Source organism: Flavobacterium sp. (genome assembly GCF_044360715.1).
GTDB lineage: Bacteria > Bacteroidota > Bacteroidia > Flavobacteriales > Flavobacteriaceae > Flavobacterium.
This window is the reverse complement of the sequence record NZ_JBIKJY010000019.1, coordinates 1-15,695: the sequence shown is the minus strand read 5'-3', so window position 1 is coordinate 15,695 and position 15,695 is coordinate 1. Positions and strand designations below refer to the sequence as shown.

Sequence of the window (15,695 nt, the reverse complement as noted above, 5' to 3'; positions counted from 1 at the left end):
AAATGAAAAAGATACTTACATTCCTTTTATTTAGCACGCTATTTATTTCTTGCACAGGCAAAGTTGAAAATGGTAATTTATCAGATGGTTTATATGCTTTAATTGAAACATCTAAAGGAAATATTACTATAAAATTAGAGTTCGAAAAAACACCTTTTACCGTAGCTAACTTTGTTACATTAGCTGAAGGAAAAAATAATTATGTGAACTCCAAATACAAAGGCATTCACTTCTACGATGGATTAACTTTTCACAGAGTCGAAGCAAATCCACCAATGATTCAAGGTGGTGATCCTTTAGGTTCTGGTCAAGGCGGACCTGGGTACAAATTTAAAGATGAATTTCACCCAGAATTAAATCACGGAAAAGCGGGAATATTATCTATGGCAAATTCAGGACCTAACACAAATGGTTCTCAGTTTTTCATAACAACAGATCAAACACCTTATTTAGATAGAAAACACAGTGTTTTTGGCGAAGTAGTAGAAGGATTAGATATTGTAAGTACAATTGTGGTTGGCGATAAAATAAATACTGTAAAAATCATCAGAAATGGTGATGCTGCTAAAAAATTCGACGCGGTTAAAGTCTTTAAAGAATATTTTGACAAACAAGTCGAATTACAAAAAGTACTTGAGCAAGTTAAAATCAAAAAAGTAGCTCAAATTGAGGATATTAAAGCGACAGGTACGAAAACCAAAACAGGATTAATTTATAAATTAATTTCTTCAGGAAAAGGAAAAAAACCAGTTTATAGCCAAGAAGTATTTGTTCATTATGCCGGATTTTTTGTAGATGGCACGCTGTTTGACACAAGTTATGCAAATGTAGCCGAAGAGAATGGTGTATTAGATGAAGCCAGAAAAGAAGCAAACGGATATGCACCTTTTCCTTTTACTTACGGAAGTAAAACCGGCTTAATTCCTGGATTTATTGAAGGATTAGAAAATATGAAATTTGGCGATAAAATGGCCTTATTAATACCTGGGCATTTAGGGTATGGCGAACAAGGGTATGGCACCATTCCGCCTAATGCCACATTATTATTTGAAGTAGAATTATTAGAAAAACCAAATTAATTAAAAATGAAAAAGTTAGTAGTATTATTGTGTGCATTAACTGCCACTGTTTCTTTAGCACAAACTAAAAATGCAAAACCAAAACCAGTAGTTTTGGAAGGTATATTTGCAGAAATTTATACCAACAAAGGTAAAATTGCCTTACAATTAGAGTTTCAAAAAACACCTATTACTGTAGCGAATTTTATTACGTTAGCAGAAGGTAAAAATGAATTTGTAACCAACGACAGAAAAGGAAAACCTTATTATGATGGTTTAAAATTTCATAGAGTTATTGCTAATTTTATGATTCAAGGTGGTTGTCCATTAGGAACTGGAGCGGGAGATCCTGGATATAAGTTTAAAGATGAATTTGATCCAAGCTTAAAACATAACAAACCTGGAATTTTATCTATGGCAAATTCAGGTCCTGCAACAAATGGGTCTCAATTTTTTATCACACACAAAGACACGCCTTGGTTAGACAACAAACATAGTGTTTTCGGTCACGTTATTGAAGGGCAAAAAGTAGTAGATGCTATTGCTCAAGATGATGTAATTGAAAAAGTAGTAATTGTTAGAAAAGGAAAATTAGCTAAAAATTTCAATGCAGAAAAAGTATTTTCAGAATATATGAAAATAAAACCTGAATTAGATAAAAAAGAAGCAGAAGAAAACAGAATTAAAGCAGAAGCTGCAGCAAAATTAGAAGCGGAAAAAAGACAAAAAGAAGCGGAAGCAAAAGCCATTGCTGATAAAGAAATGAAAGAAAAATTAGGGCCGCTTTTAGCTGCTAAAGTTGCTGAATTAGCTGCTTTAAAAGCAAAAACGACAACTACTGCTTCAGGTTTACAATATAGCATCTTACAAAAAGGAACAGGCGTAAAACCTGCAGAAGGTAAAGACATTTATGTGCATTATGCAGGATATTTAGAAGACGGTACTCTTTTTGACAGTAGCTACGAAGCCATTAACAAAATGTATGGTAAATTTGATCAAAACAGAGCCAACCAAAACGGATACCAACCTTTTCCATTTAAATACGGAAGCAAAGGAGGTTTAATCCCTGGATTTTTAGAAGGAATTAACAATATGAATTTCAATGATAAAGCCATTTTCTTTATTCCAGCAAATTTAGGATATGGCGAAAGAGGTGCCGGAAACGTAATCCCACCAAACAGTAATATCATTTTTGAAGTGGAAATTTTAGAAAGTTTACCAACTGCAAAACAATAAATTCAGAAATATTTATTTTAAAATCTCATCTTGATTGGTCAAGGTGAGATTTTTTATTTGTACTAATTCATATATTTACATAGGGTTTTACTTACTTTTGTATTTAAATTAATTTAATGGCACGAATTTTATCCATAGATTACGGACAAAAACGAACTGGAATTGCGGTTACAGACGACTTTCAAATTATTGCAAGCGGACTTACCACTATTCCATCTACAGATATAATTGCTTTTTTAAAAACCTATTTTTCGAAAGAAAATGTGGAAACTGTAATCATTGGCGAACCGAAACAAATGAATGGTTTACCAAGTGAAAGCACAGAAATTATAGAAAAATTTATCGAGCAATTTCATACCGAATTTCCAAATATGAAAATGGAACGTGTAGATGAACGTTTTACCTCAAAAATGGCATTTCAAACTATGATTGATAGCGGTTTAAAGAAAAAACAACGCCAAAACAAAGGATTAATTGACGAAATTGCCGCAACAATACTATTGCAAGATTATTTGAATTACAAAAAATAAAGCGTAAATTTGAATTTAAGATTTACGAGTTTAGATTTACGAAACCTGAAACTTGAAACCTGAAACTTGAAACCTGAAACTTGAAACTTGAAACCTGAAACAAAAAAAACAAAATAATGAATTTAGAAAGTCCAAAAACAAACGTAAAAAAATCAGCTGAATACATTTTTAATGCCTTATCTGATATTAAAAATTTTGAGAAATTAATGCCTGAAAATATGGCAAAATTTGAAGTTATTGATGAAAATTGCTTTGAATTTGGCTTAAAAGGTATGCCAGAAATTAAATTGGTAAAAAAAGCAAGCACACCAAATTCAGAAATTATTTTAGGTGCTGCATCAAGTAAATTACCGTTTACTTTAACTGCAAAAATAGATGCGATTTCTGAAAATGAAACCGATATTCAATTATTTTTTGAAGGTGAATTTAACGCAATGATGGCGATGATGGTAAAAGGACCAATTACAAAGTTTATAGAAACATTGGCAAGTAATATGGATAAATTGTAATTTAGGATTTACGAATTTTGATTTACGAAAAGCGACTAATTTTTTAATTCAGCTCAATTTTATCAATTACTAACTGAAAGGATTCATTTTTTTTATTTCCAATTAAAAAAACCAATTCAGCAAATGAACTACTGTTATAATTGGGTAAATCTAAATTTTGACCACGAAAAGAAGGGTATAAATCTTTCATATTGATACTAATTTCTTGCCAGTCTCCATTAGTTTTAAATGTGGTGATATAAGAATAATATTTTGATATTTTGTCTTTAATTCTAATTTGGTAATCTTTACCGTCACCTTTTATTTTTAAAGTAATTTTACTGTCTGCTGTAGTATTTATTTTGTCAAATTGATACCTTACAGACGAAAATCCCCCATAATTTTCAGTAGAAACTGTACCAGAGAATACACCGTTCCCATCTTCATCGATAGAAAACTGACCATTAGAACGTCCTCCCATAACCACATCATCAACTATAATCCAGTCGGAAACGTTTGAGTTTTTAGAAAAATCATAAATTGATATTGTATTCATAGTAAAACAAAAGAAAAGTAATAAAAGTAACTTCATAACACGTATAATTTATAGGAACTATTTGTAAAATTACAATTTAAATTCCCAATTTCGTTCTTTTACATAAACTAACTGCCCATTTTTAATTTCTAAAGGGCAATCGAAATTATTGGTATACAAACCACCCGTTCCTAATCCTTGTGGCATTTTATTGTTTAACGTGTACGTAAATTGTGCAATCGCATTTAATCCCACATTACTTTCCAAAGCAGAAGTAATCCACCAACCAATATTTCGTTTTTCGGCCAATTCTATCCATTCTAAGCTGCCTTTTATGCCGCCAATAAAAATGGGCTTCAAAATAATATATTGTGGCTGTATGGCGTCTAAAAGCATTGCTTTATCTTCATATTTAAAAACACCAATCAATTCTTCATCTAACGCTATTGGAAAAGGTGTGGTTTTGCATAGCTCTGACATCTTGTCAGTGTTGTTTTTTTGAATAGGTTGTTCTATACTATGTAATTCAAATTCAGATAATTGATTTAATTTATTTAAAGCTTCATTTGAAGTAAAAGCACCATTTGCGTCTACACGAATTTCAATGGTTTTAGCATCAAAATGTTGACGAATAAATCGCAATAAACCCAATTCTTTTTCAAAATCTATAGCGCCAATTTTCAATTTTATACAGGTAAAACCTTCCGCTAATTTTTCTTCAATTTGTTGTTTCATAAACGCTTCCTCACCCATCCAAACCAGTCCATTAATTAAAATTGAATCTTTTGATTGGGTAAAATCAGAAGGAAATAATTCAAATGGTGAAACGGCTTGCAAAGACAAAAATGCCATTTCTACACCAAATTGAATGGAAGGAAATTCAAGTAAAGCATCCCATAATTTATCCTTTCCCAAATGAATGTTTTCACACACCCATTTTAATTTTTCTTCATAATCTGGGCGGTCATCAATAGATAAGCCTCGCAACAATCCGCACTCACCTATTCCAATTTTACCATTTTCTTCCAATAGTAAAAACCAGGTTTCTTTTTCCGTCATCACACCACGAGAGGTGCCGCTTGGCCGTTTAAAGTTTAGGATGTATTTTTTATAGGTAGCGTGCATTTAAAATTCCAAATTAAAAAATTCCAAATTCCAAATTTAACGAAAACGATTTGGGATTTGGGATTTTGTTATTGACTTTTATTCAAGGATTCTTAGTATTTTTTTAAAATTATTTACTGGAAAACCTTTCTTTTCGAACTCAGAAAAATCAGATTTCGTTTGATTTACCCAACTTGTATTTGAGGCAATGTTTTGCGTTTTGTATTGATTATGGAGGTCTTTAGCTTCCGAAATACGTTCTGTAAATAAATACACGTGTGCCAATTGTAATTGATGTATTAAATCGTTCTTGTCTAACACTATAGCTTTGTTTATATTATCCTCTGCTTTAGCAAATTGTTTTGAAAACAAGTAGAAATTTCCCAATAAACCATAATCGATATGATTGGCTGCTTTCTTAAATATAATTTCATTCTGAATTATAGAAATGGCTTCGTCAACTTTGCTGTCTTTAAACAACTTAACGGCTTCCGCACGAATGGTATTCAAATAACTTTCATATTGATTTGATTTTTTTAAAGCAATTTCTTGTACATCGTTAACCGCTTTTGTTTTTTCAATAGCCAATAATTGTTGGTACTCTGAATATTTATATTTATCTATAAAACTTGCTACAAATTGAGCTAAAAAAACGGCTTCATTTGATGATTTTTTATACCAATCTAATTTTTTTCCAAGTGTAACGATTTCTTTTTTTGATTCTAAATTCCACCCTCTACTGGCTGAATAATCTATCCAAGACACTACTTCCAATACTATTTTGGTGCTTAATACCCAGTTTTTATTTTCAAAAGCAAACCAAATATTTGGTGTGTTTTCAAAACATTTTGTGTTTTTAATAGAAATTACTTTACTGTCTTTATTTATGGGTTCTTTACTGAAATAACAAGCCGTTTCTAACTTTCCGTCTTTTAAAAACTGATTTCCGGCCTTCTCAGACGTGTAAATTCCATAAACACAAGTATCGTCACCAGAAAGAGAATTGGTTAAAAAAAGAGCTCCTGCTGCGCCCTGACTAATACCTGTTGGATCGGGTATGGCTTTTAAAACAGATGCCAAGCTATTTGTGATTTTTCCGTTTTCATCAATTAGTGAAATTCGGAATACAAATTCAGAGGCACCTTCAGGCAAGTCGTCAATTTTCACTAAGGTTCGGTTGCCCGATGAAAGTTTAATTTCTTTTGTAAACGCGCGTTCTTTATCCCAAAAACCATCTTTCTGAGCGAAAGAAATATGAGCAATAAGAAGGAATAAGAATATTTTTTTCATAAAATAGTTTTTCTGTTGTTAAGCAATTTTGATACCAAAGTTTATAAATCGATGCTTTGTCCAATTTCTAACAGCATTAAATCTTTTCCTTTTTGAAAGAATTTTCGTTTGGCTTCTTCGTGATTAATTTCGATATAACCGAACGTATCGTAATGATAGCCTAATATTTTATCGCATTCTACAAAGTCTGAAGCAATAATAGCATCTTCTACATCCATTGTGAAATTACTTCCGATAGGCAAAATAGCCAAATCTAATTTGGTTCGCATCGGAATCAATTTCATATCCATTGTTAAAGCCGTATCGCCTGCAATGTATATGTTTTTATGCTCGCCTTCAATTACAAATCCACCAGGTTGCCCACCATAACTTCCATCAGGAAATGAGGAGGTATGAATCGCATTTACATATTTGACATTCCCAAATTCGAAATCCCAACTTCCGCCGTGATTCATCGGATGATAATGAAATCCTTTATTTCCATAATGTGAAGCAATTTCATAATTAGAAACAATTACCGCATCGGTTCGTTTGGCAATTATTTCTACATCTAAAATATGGTCTTGATGTGCGTGCGTTAACAATATATAATCGGCTTCAATCTCATCAATAGAAATGTGTGATGCCTTAGCATTTCCTGTAATAAAAGGATCTACCAAAATATGAATATCATTGATTTGAATGCCCAAGCACGCGTGTCCGTAAAATGTTATTTTCATAGTTACTATTATTTAATCATAAAGATTTACGATGTAATTATTTTTAATGATAATAAAATGGCAAACAAAAAAGTAGTCAATGCGACCGTTTTCAAAAGCGGATCAAATTCATTTGGAGAATTTTTTTCTACAATTTTTGTTATCGTTTTATTGTGTGATATTGCTAAGTATAAAAATAAAAAAGAAAATCCTGGAGTCCCGTTTTTAAAATTTAATGAAAAAAGTATATAAAGTACAATCGGCATAAAAACTAACACTCTTTGATACCATAAACCAAATTTCAATCCAAACTTCACCACTAACGTATTTTTATTTGCGATTCGGTCATTCTCAATATCGCGCATATTATTTAAGTTTAAAACAGCGGTGCTTAACATTCCAATAGCCGTAGCGGGAAGAAATAATTTAATATCGATACTTTGCGAGTATAAGAAATTGCTTCCAATAACAGCAACCAATCCGAAAAAGATAAAAACGAAAACATCTCCAAAACCGCTATATCCATAAGCGTTATTTCCAACGGTGTATTTTATGGCTGCGGCAATTGAAGCCATTCCTAAAACCAAAAAAGTAAACGAATACACAAAATTTTCTTGTCCAAATGCAAAATAAATTAAAGCTACAGCTAAAACAAAGGCTATAACCGAGTTGATGATAATTGCCTTTTTCATTTGGGCAGAAGTAATTTCACCCGAAGCTACTAATCGCTTTTCGCCAATTCTATTGGCATCGGTACCTTTTATGCCATCGCCATAATCATTAGCAAAATTGGATAGTACTTGAAAAGACAATGTGGTGCATAATGCCAACACAAAAATGATCCATTCAAATGTATGTTGGTAATACGCATACGCACTTCCTACCAAAATTCCAGAAATTGAAAGGGGTAACGTTCGTAAGCGTGCCGCTTGAATCCAAGGTTGTATTCTGTTTTTCATTAAACTAAGAAAACGATTAATAGTGTAATTACATTGAATGCCAAACTAAAATAAGACATCAAACAATTTTTGTTTTTAATTAGTGAATAGGTGTTTAGTATTGGCAAAACAATAAACAATACTAACATTGGAAGCCAAATAATTTCATAAAGCACGCCTATAATAGTAATCTGATATACATCAATTGTTTTGCTAAGCAACCAATACAAGAGCATTGAACTACTTAAAACTAAAAGAAGTTTTTTATTTGTGAACACTTTTTACTTTTTACTTTTACCCTTTACTTAACACCCTTCACCCTTCACCCATCTAAGGAATATACTTTTTCTCAAAATTAGGTTTGCGTTTTTCTAAGAACGCATTTCTACCTTCTACAGCTTCTTCGCTCATATAAGCCAAACGTGTGGCTTCACCAGCAAAAACTTGTTGTCCCACCATTCCGTCATCTGTTAAATTCATAGCAAATTTTAACATTCTAATAGACATTGGCGATTTTCCTAATATTTCTTGTGCCCATTCGTAAGCAGTAGATTCTAATTCAGTGTGCGGAATTACAGCATTTACCATACCCATATCGTAAGCTTCTTGTGCCGAGTAGTTTCTTCCTAAAAAGAAAATTTCTCTTGCTTTTTTCTGTCCTACCATTTTGGCTAAATAGGCCGAACCATAACCGCCATCAAAACTGGTTACATCAGCATCGGTTTGTTTAAAAATGGCGTGTTCTTTACTTGCTAAAGTTAAATCGCATACGACGTGCAAACTATGTCCGCCACCAACAGCCCAGCCCGGAACCACAGCAATTACTGCTTTTGGCATAAAACGAATTAAACGTTGTACTTCTAATATATTCAATCGGTGGTAGCCGTCTTCGCCTACATACCCTTGTTTGCCTCTTGCTTTTTGATCGCCACCGCTACAAAAACTCCAAATTCCGTCTTTTGAAGAAGGTCCTTCTGCAGATAATAAAACCACTCCAATAGAAGTATCTTCGTGGGCATCTTTAAAAGCATCTAATAATTCGGCAGTTGTTTTTGGACGGAATGCATTTCGCACATCAGGTCTGTTGAAGGCAATACGCGCCACACCATCACATTTTTTATACGTGATATCTTCGTACTCTTTTACGATTTTCCAGTTGATAGTTGACATTTTCAATATTTTTTATCAAAAATACTTCAAAAATACTTTAATTTGCAAAAGCAGATGACATTTTTATATAATCAAAGCCAATAAAAAATTCAAGCTACTATTTCGCCCAAAAAAAACAGCTAAATAATATATGAAATACAAATCGGACTTTAGTAAAATTAATTTCTTTATACCCCTATTTCCTGCAGTACTCGTATCGCTTATTGCTTTTTTATCTGGAGATTCTATTGAAATGGTTTTGGCACCAATTGGTATTCTAATTTTACTTTTAAGTGTAATAATTACAGTTACATTTTTGACTACGTATTACGAAATTCAAGAAAACCTATTGGTTGTTTCTATGTTTTTTTACAAAACAAAAATTAAAATTTCAGAAATTAGAACCATAAAATATTCCAATTCTATTATGAAAACAAATTTTTACAAACCTGGTTTTCATCATAGAGGCATTGAGATTGTTTATCACAAATACGACGACATATTTATATCGCCAAATAATAGAGACCAATTTATTGAGCAGTTAATCGAACAAAATCCAACTATAGAAATCAGAAAATAATGAGAATACGCCTTACACTCTTATCACTTGCTTTATTTACACTTTCTTGCAAAGACAACGCATCGGAATTTTCAAAAAAAAATGGCACACAACAAGACCAAAGCGACTTTTTTGTAGCATTTAACGAATTAGATTCTGCGTATTGCGAGAAACAAAAAAACGAAATCAGTTACCAATACAATAAATTAATTAACAAAGGTGATTTTTATGGTCAGTTTTTAGTCGCAAAAAACGGAAAAATCTTGTTTGAAGATTATCAAGGGTTTGCTTACAAAGAAAAAGACGATAAAAACGGAAAAAATAAGCCCATTCATATCGCTTCTGTAAGTAAAGTTTTAACGGCAGCGGTTATTTTAAGAATGGTTGACGAAGAAAAAATTGGTTTAGACGATAAAGTTTCCAACTACTTAGAAGGTTTTTATCACAAAGAAATAACGGTAAGAATGTTACTAAATCACCGAAGCGGCTTGCGTCATTATGGTTATTTTATTGAACGAGATGTAAAATGGGACCGCTCTAAAAGAATTACCAATCAAGACATTTTAAAACTTATAAATTCAGGCAAAATTCATTTAGAAAGCAAACCAGGAACGCGATTTGCCTATTGCAACACCAACTATTCTTTATTAGCGTTAATCATTGAAAAAGTATCTGGAATGCGTTATCATGAAGCCATGAATGAACTTCTTTTTAAACCACTTGGTATGAAAAACACGTTTGTTTTTGACTACGAAAAACACCACGACACAGTAAGTCAAACCTATAAATCGAATCGATTGCGACTGGCTTTTGACCATTTGGATTTGGTATATGGGGATAAAAACATTTATTCTACAGCACGCGATTTATTAAAGTTTGATTTAGCCACGTATTCAGAAAACTTTTTTAGCGAAAAACTAAAGAAAGAAATATTTAAAGGATACAGCTACGAATCGAAAGGTGAAAAAAATTACGGATTGGGTATTCGTTTACGTGAATGGAAAGAAGCGCCTACTCTAACCTATCATAACGGTTGGTGGCACGGAAATACCTCATCGTATATTACGCAAAAAACAGATACGGTTACGATAATTGCGTTATCAAATAAAATGACTTACAACACCTATAAAACCAAAAAGTTTATTGCTTTGTTCAATCCTAAATATCCTGTAAAATTAGATAATAGTGATGTTGGTGGTGCTAATGAATAATAGTTACTTTTTTTAAAAGAAAATTTGCTAATTTTGCAAAAAAAAAGAAACCATGATTTTACCTATATACGGATATGGCGAAGCTGTTTTAAGAAAAGTTTGCGAAGACATTACACCAGAATACCCAAACTTAACTGAAACACTAAGCAACATGTATGAAACCATGTACAATGCTTATGGCGTAGGTTTGGCAGCACCTCAAGTAGGTTTAGCCATCCGATTATTTGTAATTGACACCACCCCTTTTGCAGATAGCGACGAAGTTACTAAAGAGGAATCCGAACAATTAAAAGGGTTCAAACAAACGTTTATTAATGCTAAAATTTTAAAAGAAGAAGGTGAAATTTGGGCGTTTAATGAAGGCTGTTTAAGTATTCCCGATGTGCGTGAAGACGTTTTGCGTCATGAAACCATTACTATTGAATATTTTGACGAAAATTTTGTAAAAAAAACCGAAACGTATAGCGGTTTAATCGCACGCGTTATTCAGCATGAATACGACCATATTGAAGGTATTTTATTTACTGACCACCTTTCTATGTTAAAGAAAAAATTAGTAGGTAAGAAACTTCAAAATATTATGGAAGGCAAAGCAAGACCCGATTATAGAATGAAATTTGCCAACCTAAAAATCAAATAAATCGGACCTAAAAATTTTATGTTTTATTTTGGATTTTCAAATTGGAAATTCATTTTTTAAAATATATATTTGCTCACATTTAAATTATAACCCATGAGTTTTCAAAAAATATTAGCCATTTCTGGGAAGCCAGGACTTTTCGAATTAAAAGTACAAACCCGTTCTGGATTTGTGGCAGAATCTTTATTAGATGGTAAAAAAATTACTGTCAGTTTAAGAAGTAATGTTAGTTTATTAGCTGAAATTGCCGTGTTTACTTACAATGAAGAAGTAAAATTAATAGATATTTTTAAATCAATAGCTACCAAAGAAAACGGAGAAGCTACTATTTCGCACAAAGAAGCAGACGATAAATTAAAAAGCTATTTCCGTGAAATTTTACCAGAATATGACGAAGACCGAGTATACACTTCGGATATTAAAAAAATATTTAACTGGTATAATATTTTACAACCTAAAGGCTATGTGACTTTAGATGCTTTAAATACAGAAGTAAAAGAAGAAACCGCTGAATAAGCTTTTTCTATCAAAAAAATATAGTATATCCCATTCTTAATTTAGTTTGGGATATTTTTTTTAACTTTGGGTTTTGGGTGAAGGGTGAAGGCATAAGTCGAAAGTAAAAAGTAAAAAGTAAAAAGTAAATACTTTGCAACTTTGATACTTTGATACTTTGATACTTTGATACTTTGATACTCTAAAAATCTAAAAATCAAACAAATCTAAAAAGCTAATCGCTAAAAGCTGAAAGCCATTAAATTTTGAACAACCAACAACGAATTTTGAATTTTGAAATAAAAGAATGAACACAAGAGCCCAACAACTACAAGCCTTTGAAAGATTACTGGACATCATGGACGATTTACGTGAGAAATGTCCGTGGGATAAAAAGCAAACGTTAGAAAGTTTACGTCATCTTACCATTGAGGAAACGTATGAATTGGGTGATGCTATTTTAGACCACGATTTACCAGAAATTAAAAAAGAACTGGGCGATTTGTTGCTACATATTGTGTTTTATGCCAAAATAGGTTCGGAAACAAATGATTTTGACATTGCCGATGTAGCCAATAGCATTTGCGATAAACTAATAGACCGTCATCCCCATATTTATGGCGATGTGGTGGTAGAAAACGAAGAACAAGTAAAACAAAATTGGGAAAAGCTGAAATTAAAAGAAGGCAGAACCTCTGTTTTAGAAGGCGTTCCGAAAAGCTTACCCGCTTTAGTAAAAGCCAGTAGAATACAAGACAAAGTAAAAGCCGTAGGATTCGATTGGGAAGAAACCCATCAAGTTTGGGAAAAAGTAGAAGAAGAAATTGCCGAATTACAAGTGGAAATTGCGGCTAACAATCAAGATAAAATAGAAGCCGAATTTGGCGATGTGTTATTCTCTATGATTAACTACGCACGATTTTTAAACATCAACCCAGAAGACGCCTTAGAACGCACCAACAAAAAATTCATCAACCGCTTTAAATATCTAGAAAGCAAAGCCACCGAATTAGGCAAATCGTTATCGGATATGACCTTAGCCGAAATGGATGTGTTTTGGGAGGAAGCGAAGAAGGTTTAGGGTGAAGGGTTAAAGGTTAAGGGTTAAGGGTTAAGGGAAAAATCTAAAAAATCTAAAAAATCTAAAAGTCTAACAATCTAAGAAATCTAATTAGTCTAAAAAATCTAAAAGTCTAACAATCTAAGAAATCTAATTAGTCTAAAAAATCTAAAAGTCTAACAATCTAAGAAGTCTAAGAAGTCTAAAAATCTAAGAAATCTAATATGTCTAAAATGTCTAACAATCTAATCCGTCTAAGTAGTCTATTATTAAGTATTCTATTCATTTCATGTAGCGACGAAAATCCTGCTTCAAATTCATCTCCTATACCACCTGTGGAAGCGATGTATTTTCCACCAAATACAGGTACTTGGGAAACCAAAACACCTGAAAGTTTGGGCTGGAATACGGCAAATATTGCGGCACTTGACGCGTACTTAATTGAAAAAAACTCAAAAAGTTGTATTGTTTTACACAACGGAAAAATAGTTTTAGAAAAGTATTATAACGGGCATACTGCTACTACCCCTTGGTATTGGGCAAGTGCAGGAAAAACATTAACCGCTACCGTTACAGGAATAGCGGCACAAGAAGGATTTTTAAACATTAACAACAAAGTATCCGATTATTTAGGAACGGGTTGGACAAGTGCGCCTTTAGCTAAGGAAAACCTAATTACTTGCAAGAATTTATTAAGTATGAATTCTGGGTTAAACGATGCTTTGGGCGATACGGTTACACCCAATAATTTACAATACGTAGCCGATGCAGGTACCCGATGGGCCTACCATAATGTATATGTAAAATTACAAGATGTAGTAGCCACTGCCACTAACCAAACGTGGGACAATTATTTTAACAACAAATTACGCAACCCAATTGGAATGACAGGCGCTTGGGTAACCGATCCAACGGCATTAAGTGTCTATTGGAGCAACAGCCGAAGTATGGCGCGTTTTGGGTTACTGGCTTTAGCCAATGGCAATTGGAACGGGCAAACCATAATTAACCAACCATATCATACCTCAGCTACAAACACCTCGCAAAACATCAATATGGCATACGGCTATTTGTGGTGGTTAAACGGAAAAAGCAGCTTTCATCTTCCGCAAAGCCAGTTGCAATTTAATGGTAGTATCATTACTACCGCTCCGGCAGATATGTATTGCGCATTAGGTAAAAACGACCAAAAAATTTACGTGGTGCCAAGTCGTAAATTAGTTATCATACGAATGGGTGAAGCTGCTGACAGTAGCAACTTGGCCCTTTCTACTTTTGATGAAGTGCTTTGGCAGAAGATTAATGCGGTGGTGAATTAGAGTTTTTTTTTAGTGGCTGAGTTTCTGAGTGGCAAAGTTTCAGAGTATCAGAGTTGCAAAGTATCAGAGTTGCAGAGTATAAACTTATGCCTTGTACCCTTAACCCAAAACCCTTCACCCAATACCCAATACCCAATTCCCAACCCCAAAAAAACCTCTCATCCCTTTACCCTATTGGCTTAACGAGTTAAAAATAGCTTTTTTCCAAATTGCTCGTTCTGTTAAAAACTAAGTCAAATTGTGAATAAGTAGACTTTTTGTTTTCAAATATTATTTTGACCTTTGTAATGCAGGTCAGGATAGTGTTTCAGAGCATTTCCAAGAGGCAAAAATTAGTTTTTAATTTAATACAGTAAAATTATGAGTATTAAGTTTAAGATTCTTCCAAAGAAGAATCCTCAGGACATAACAGCGCCTGAAAAGTATTATGCAACGTCGATTGCAAATGGTGAAACTACTTTAGAGTCGTTAGCCGAAATGATTGCGTATCAGTGTACCTTAACGGACACCGATTGTTACGCTGTTTTACGTTCATTAGAACGCAACATGCTAATGGAGCTTAGCCAAGGCCGAATTGTAAAATTAGGGCACGTAGGTACGTTTCAAGTAAGCGTTAGCGCTAGCGGACAAGATTTTGAAGAAGATGTTACGGCAACGGACATTAAGAAAAGTCGCATTTTGTTTCGTCCAGCTAAAAAGCTGAAACAAATGCTAGGTACACTAAGTTACCAAAAAGCGAGCTAGTTACTCGTATTTGAGACTAAGTCTCTCTCGAAAGCCTCGATCGTTACCGCGTTCGGGGCTTTTTTTTGCAAAATATTTAGCTCAAATTGCACCGGTCGAGTGTTGTAACTCGACCTGACGAGTTGAAAAACTCGACTTGTTAAGTTGAAAAAAAGCCCCAAACAAAATAAAAAGAGGAAAAACCGCTAAATTGACTAGAAATTCAACGAAAAAACCCACCAAAAAGCGACTGGTTTTTGACAAAAAAGCATAAAAAAAGCTCAAAAAAATGGAGCTAGTTACCCGATTTTGAGCTAAATTTCTTTCGAAAGCCTCGAATAGTTACCGCTATTCGTATCGAAATTATGTGGTAAAATTACTACTAAAATTATTTATTACCAATAAAAAACATCAAAAATTTTTTTAGTAAAATGTAAAACCAAAACTACAAACTAAAATTTTGTAGAAATCATTCTACATTGATTTGACTTAAAGTACAAATTATAAATCTTAGATTTGAAATTAGTAATAAACCGCTGCGCAAAGTCTCCCGACTTTGAGCAAAACAATAACCTACACTATGAAATAAAAAACAAACACGACACAAACACCCTTTTTTGCCCCCGCAACAGCGCGAATCCTTTCGCGTAGAAAAGGCTAAT

Annotated in this window: 17 protein-coding genes; 11 read left to right on the top strand and 6 right to left on the bottom strand. The window is 33.1% G+C overall.

What is annotated here, in order from left to right; genetic code table 11:
* The first annotated feature begins 2 nt into the window (after positions 1 to 2).
* From ACIQ16_RS07415 to ACIQ16_RS07400, 4 genes are all read left to right on the top strand, one after another.
* The gene (locus ACIQ16_RS07415) at positions 3 to 1,079 is read left to right on the top strand and encodes a peptidylprolyl isomerase (protein ID WP_396150151.1); all 1,077 of its coding nucleotides are present in this window, start codon (positions 3 to 5) and stop codon (positions 1,077 to 1,079) included.
* A 6-nt stretch (positions 1,080 to 1,085) separates the two neighbouring features.
* On the top strand, positions 1,086 to 2,294 hold the full coding sequence (locus ACIQ16_RS07410; protein WP_396150149.1) for a peptidylprolyl isomerase: 1,209 nt from the start codon (positions 1,086 to 1,088) through the stop codon (positions 2,292 to 2,294).
* A gap of 116 nt (positions 2,295 to 2,410) precedes the next feature.
* Positions 2,411 to 2,824 carry a Holliday junction resolvase RuvX gene (ruvX, locus tag ACIQ16_RS07405; protein ID WP_396150147.1) on the top strand — a complete coding sequence of 138 codons (414 nt, stop codon included), beginning with the start codon at positions 2,411 to 2,413 and terminating at the stop codon, positions 2,822 to 2,824.
* 116 nt (positions 2,825 to 2,940) lie between these two features.
* Entirely contained in the window at positions 2,941 to 3,333 is a 393-nt protein-coding gene (locus ACIQ16_RS07400; RefSeq protein WP_396150145.1) for an SRPBCC family protein, read from the top strand.
* Between the two features lie 43 nt (positions 3,334 to 3,376).
* On the opposite strand, the gene ACIQ16_RS07395 is transcribed toward ACIQ16_RS07400, so the two are convergent.
* The 6 genes from ACIQ16_RS07395 to ACIQ16_RS07370 all read right to left on the bottom strand — a co-directional run bounded on the left by ACIQ16_RS07395 (position 3,377) and on the right by ACIQ16_RS07370 (position 9,047).
* Positions 3,377 to 3,868, bottom strand: coding sequence for a CIA30 family protein (locus ACIQ16_RS07395; protein ID WP_396150143.1), 492 nt, complete (start codon positions 3,866 to 3,868; stop codon positions 3,377 to 3,379).
* Positions 3,869 to 3,937: 69 nt separating this feature from the next.
* The gene (locus ACIQ16_RS07390) at positions 3,938 to 4,972 is read right to left on the bottom strand and encodes an o-succinylbenzoate synthase (protein ID WP_396150140.1); all 1,035 of its coding nucleotides are present in this window, start codon (positions 4,970 to 4,972) and stop codon (positions 3,938 to 3,940) included.
* 78 nt (positions 4,973 to 5,050) lie between these two features.
* Complete coding sequence (locus ACIQ16_RS07385; RefSeq protein ID WP_396150138.1) at positions 5,051 to 6,241, bottom strand: tetratricopeptide repeat protein; 1,191 nt, start codon at positions 6,239 to 6,241, stop codon at positions 5,051 to 5,053.
* 41 nt (positions 6,242 to 6,282) lie between these two features.
* Entirely contained in the window at positions 6,283 to 6,960 is a 678-nt protein-coding gene (locus ACIQ16_RS07380) for a metal-dependent hydrolase (RefSeq protein WP_396150136.1), read from the bottom strand.
* 26 nt (positions 6,961 to 6,986) lie between these two features.
* The gene (gene menA / locus ACIQ16_RS07375; RefSeq protein WP_396150134.1) at positions 6,987 to 7,898 is read right to left on the bottom strand and encodes a 1,4-dihydroxy-2-naphthoate octaprenyltransferase; all 912 of its coding nucleotides are present in this window, start codon (positions 7,896 to 7,898) and stop codon (positions 6,987 to 6,989) included.
* Between the two features lie 309 nt (positions 7,899 to 8,207).
* Positions 8,208 to 9,047 (bottom strand): 1,4-dihydroxy-2-naphthoyl-CoA synthase, encoded by an 840-nt coding sequence (locus ACIQ16_RS07370; RefSeq protein WP_396150132.1) that lies wholly within the window; start codon positions 9,045 to 9,047, stop codon positions 8,208 to 8,210.
* Positions 9,048 to 9,177: 130 nt separating this feature from the next.
* Between ACIQ16_RS07370 and ACIQ16_RS07365 the strand changes: the two genes are divergently transcribed.
* The 7 genes from ACIQ16_RS07365 (at position 9,178) to ACIQ16_RS07335 (ending at position 15,054) form a co-directional block, all read left to right on the top strand.
* The gene (locus ACIQ16_RS07365) at positions 9,178 to 9,606 is read left to right on the top strand and encodes a PH domain-containing protein (protein ID WP_396150130.1); all 429 of its coding nucleotides are present in this window, start codon (positions 9,178 to 9,180) and stop codon (positions 9,604 to 9,606) included.
* Positions 9,606 to 10,796, top strand: coding sequence for a serine hydrolase domain-containing protein (locus tag ACIQ16_RS07360; RefSeq protein WP_396150128.1), 1,191 nt, complete (start codon positions 9,606 to 9,608; stop codon positions 10,794 to 10,796). The genes ACIQ16_RS07365 and ACIQ16_RS07360 overlap by 1 nt, the downstream gene beginning before the upstream one ends.
* Before the next feature lie 52 nt (positions 10,797 to 10,848).
* On the top strand, positions 10,849 to 11,436 hold the full coding sequence (gene def / locus ACIQ16_RS07355) for a peptide deformylase (protein ID WP_396150126.1): 588 nt from the start codon (positions 10,849 to 10,851) through the stop codon (positions 11,434 to 11,436).
* Between the two features lie 93 nt (positions 11,437 to 11,529).
* The gene (locus ACIQ16_RS07350) at positions 11,530 to 11,952 is read left to right on the top strand and encodes a DUF5606 domain-containing protein (protein ID WP_396150124.1); all 423 of its coding nucleotides are present in this window, start codon (positions 11,530 to 11,532) and stop codon (positions 11,950 to 11,952) included.
* A gap of 286 nt (positions 11,953 to 12,238) precedes the next feature.
* Positions 12,239 to 13,012, top strand: coding sequence for a nucleoside triphosphate pyrophosphohydrolase (gene mazG, locus ACIQ16_RS07345; RefSeq protein ID WP_396150122.1), 774 nt, complete (start codon positions 12,239 to 12,241; stop codon positions 13,010 to 13,012).
* Between the two features lie 212 nt (positions 13,013 to 13,224).
* Complete coding sequence (locus ACIQ16_RS07340) at positions 13,225 to 14,310, top strand: serine hydrolase domain-containing protein (protein WP_396150120.1); 1,086 nt, start codon at positions 13,225 to 13,227, stop codon at positions 14,308 to 14,310.
* A gap of 360 nt (positions 14,311 to 14,670) precedes the next feature.
* Positions 14,671 to 15,054, top strand: a complete 384-nt coding sequence (locus tag ACIQ16_RS07335; RefSeq protein WP_396150118.1) for an HU family DNA-binding protein — start codon at positions 14,671 to 14,673, stop codon at positions 15,052 to 15,054.
* Positions 15,055 to 15,695: the final 641 nt, after the last annotated feature.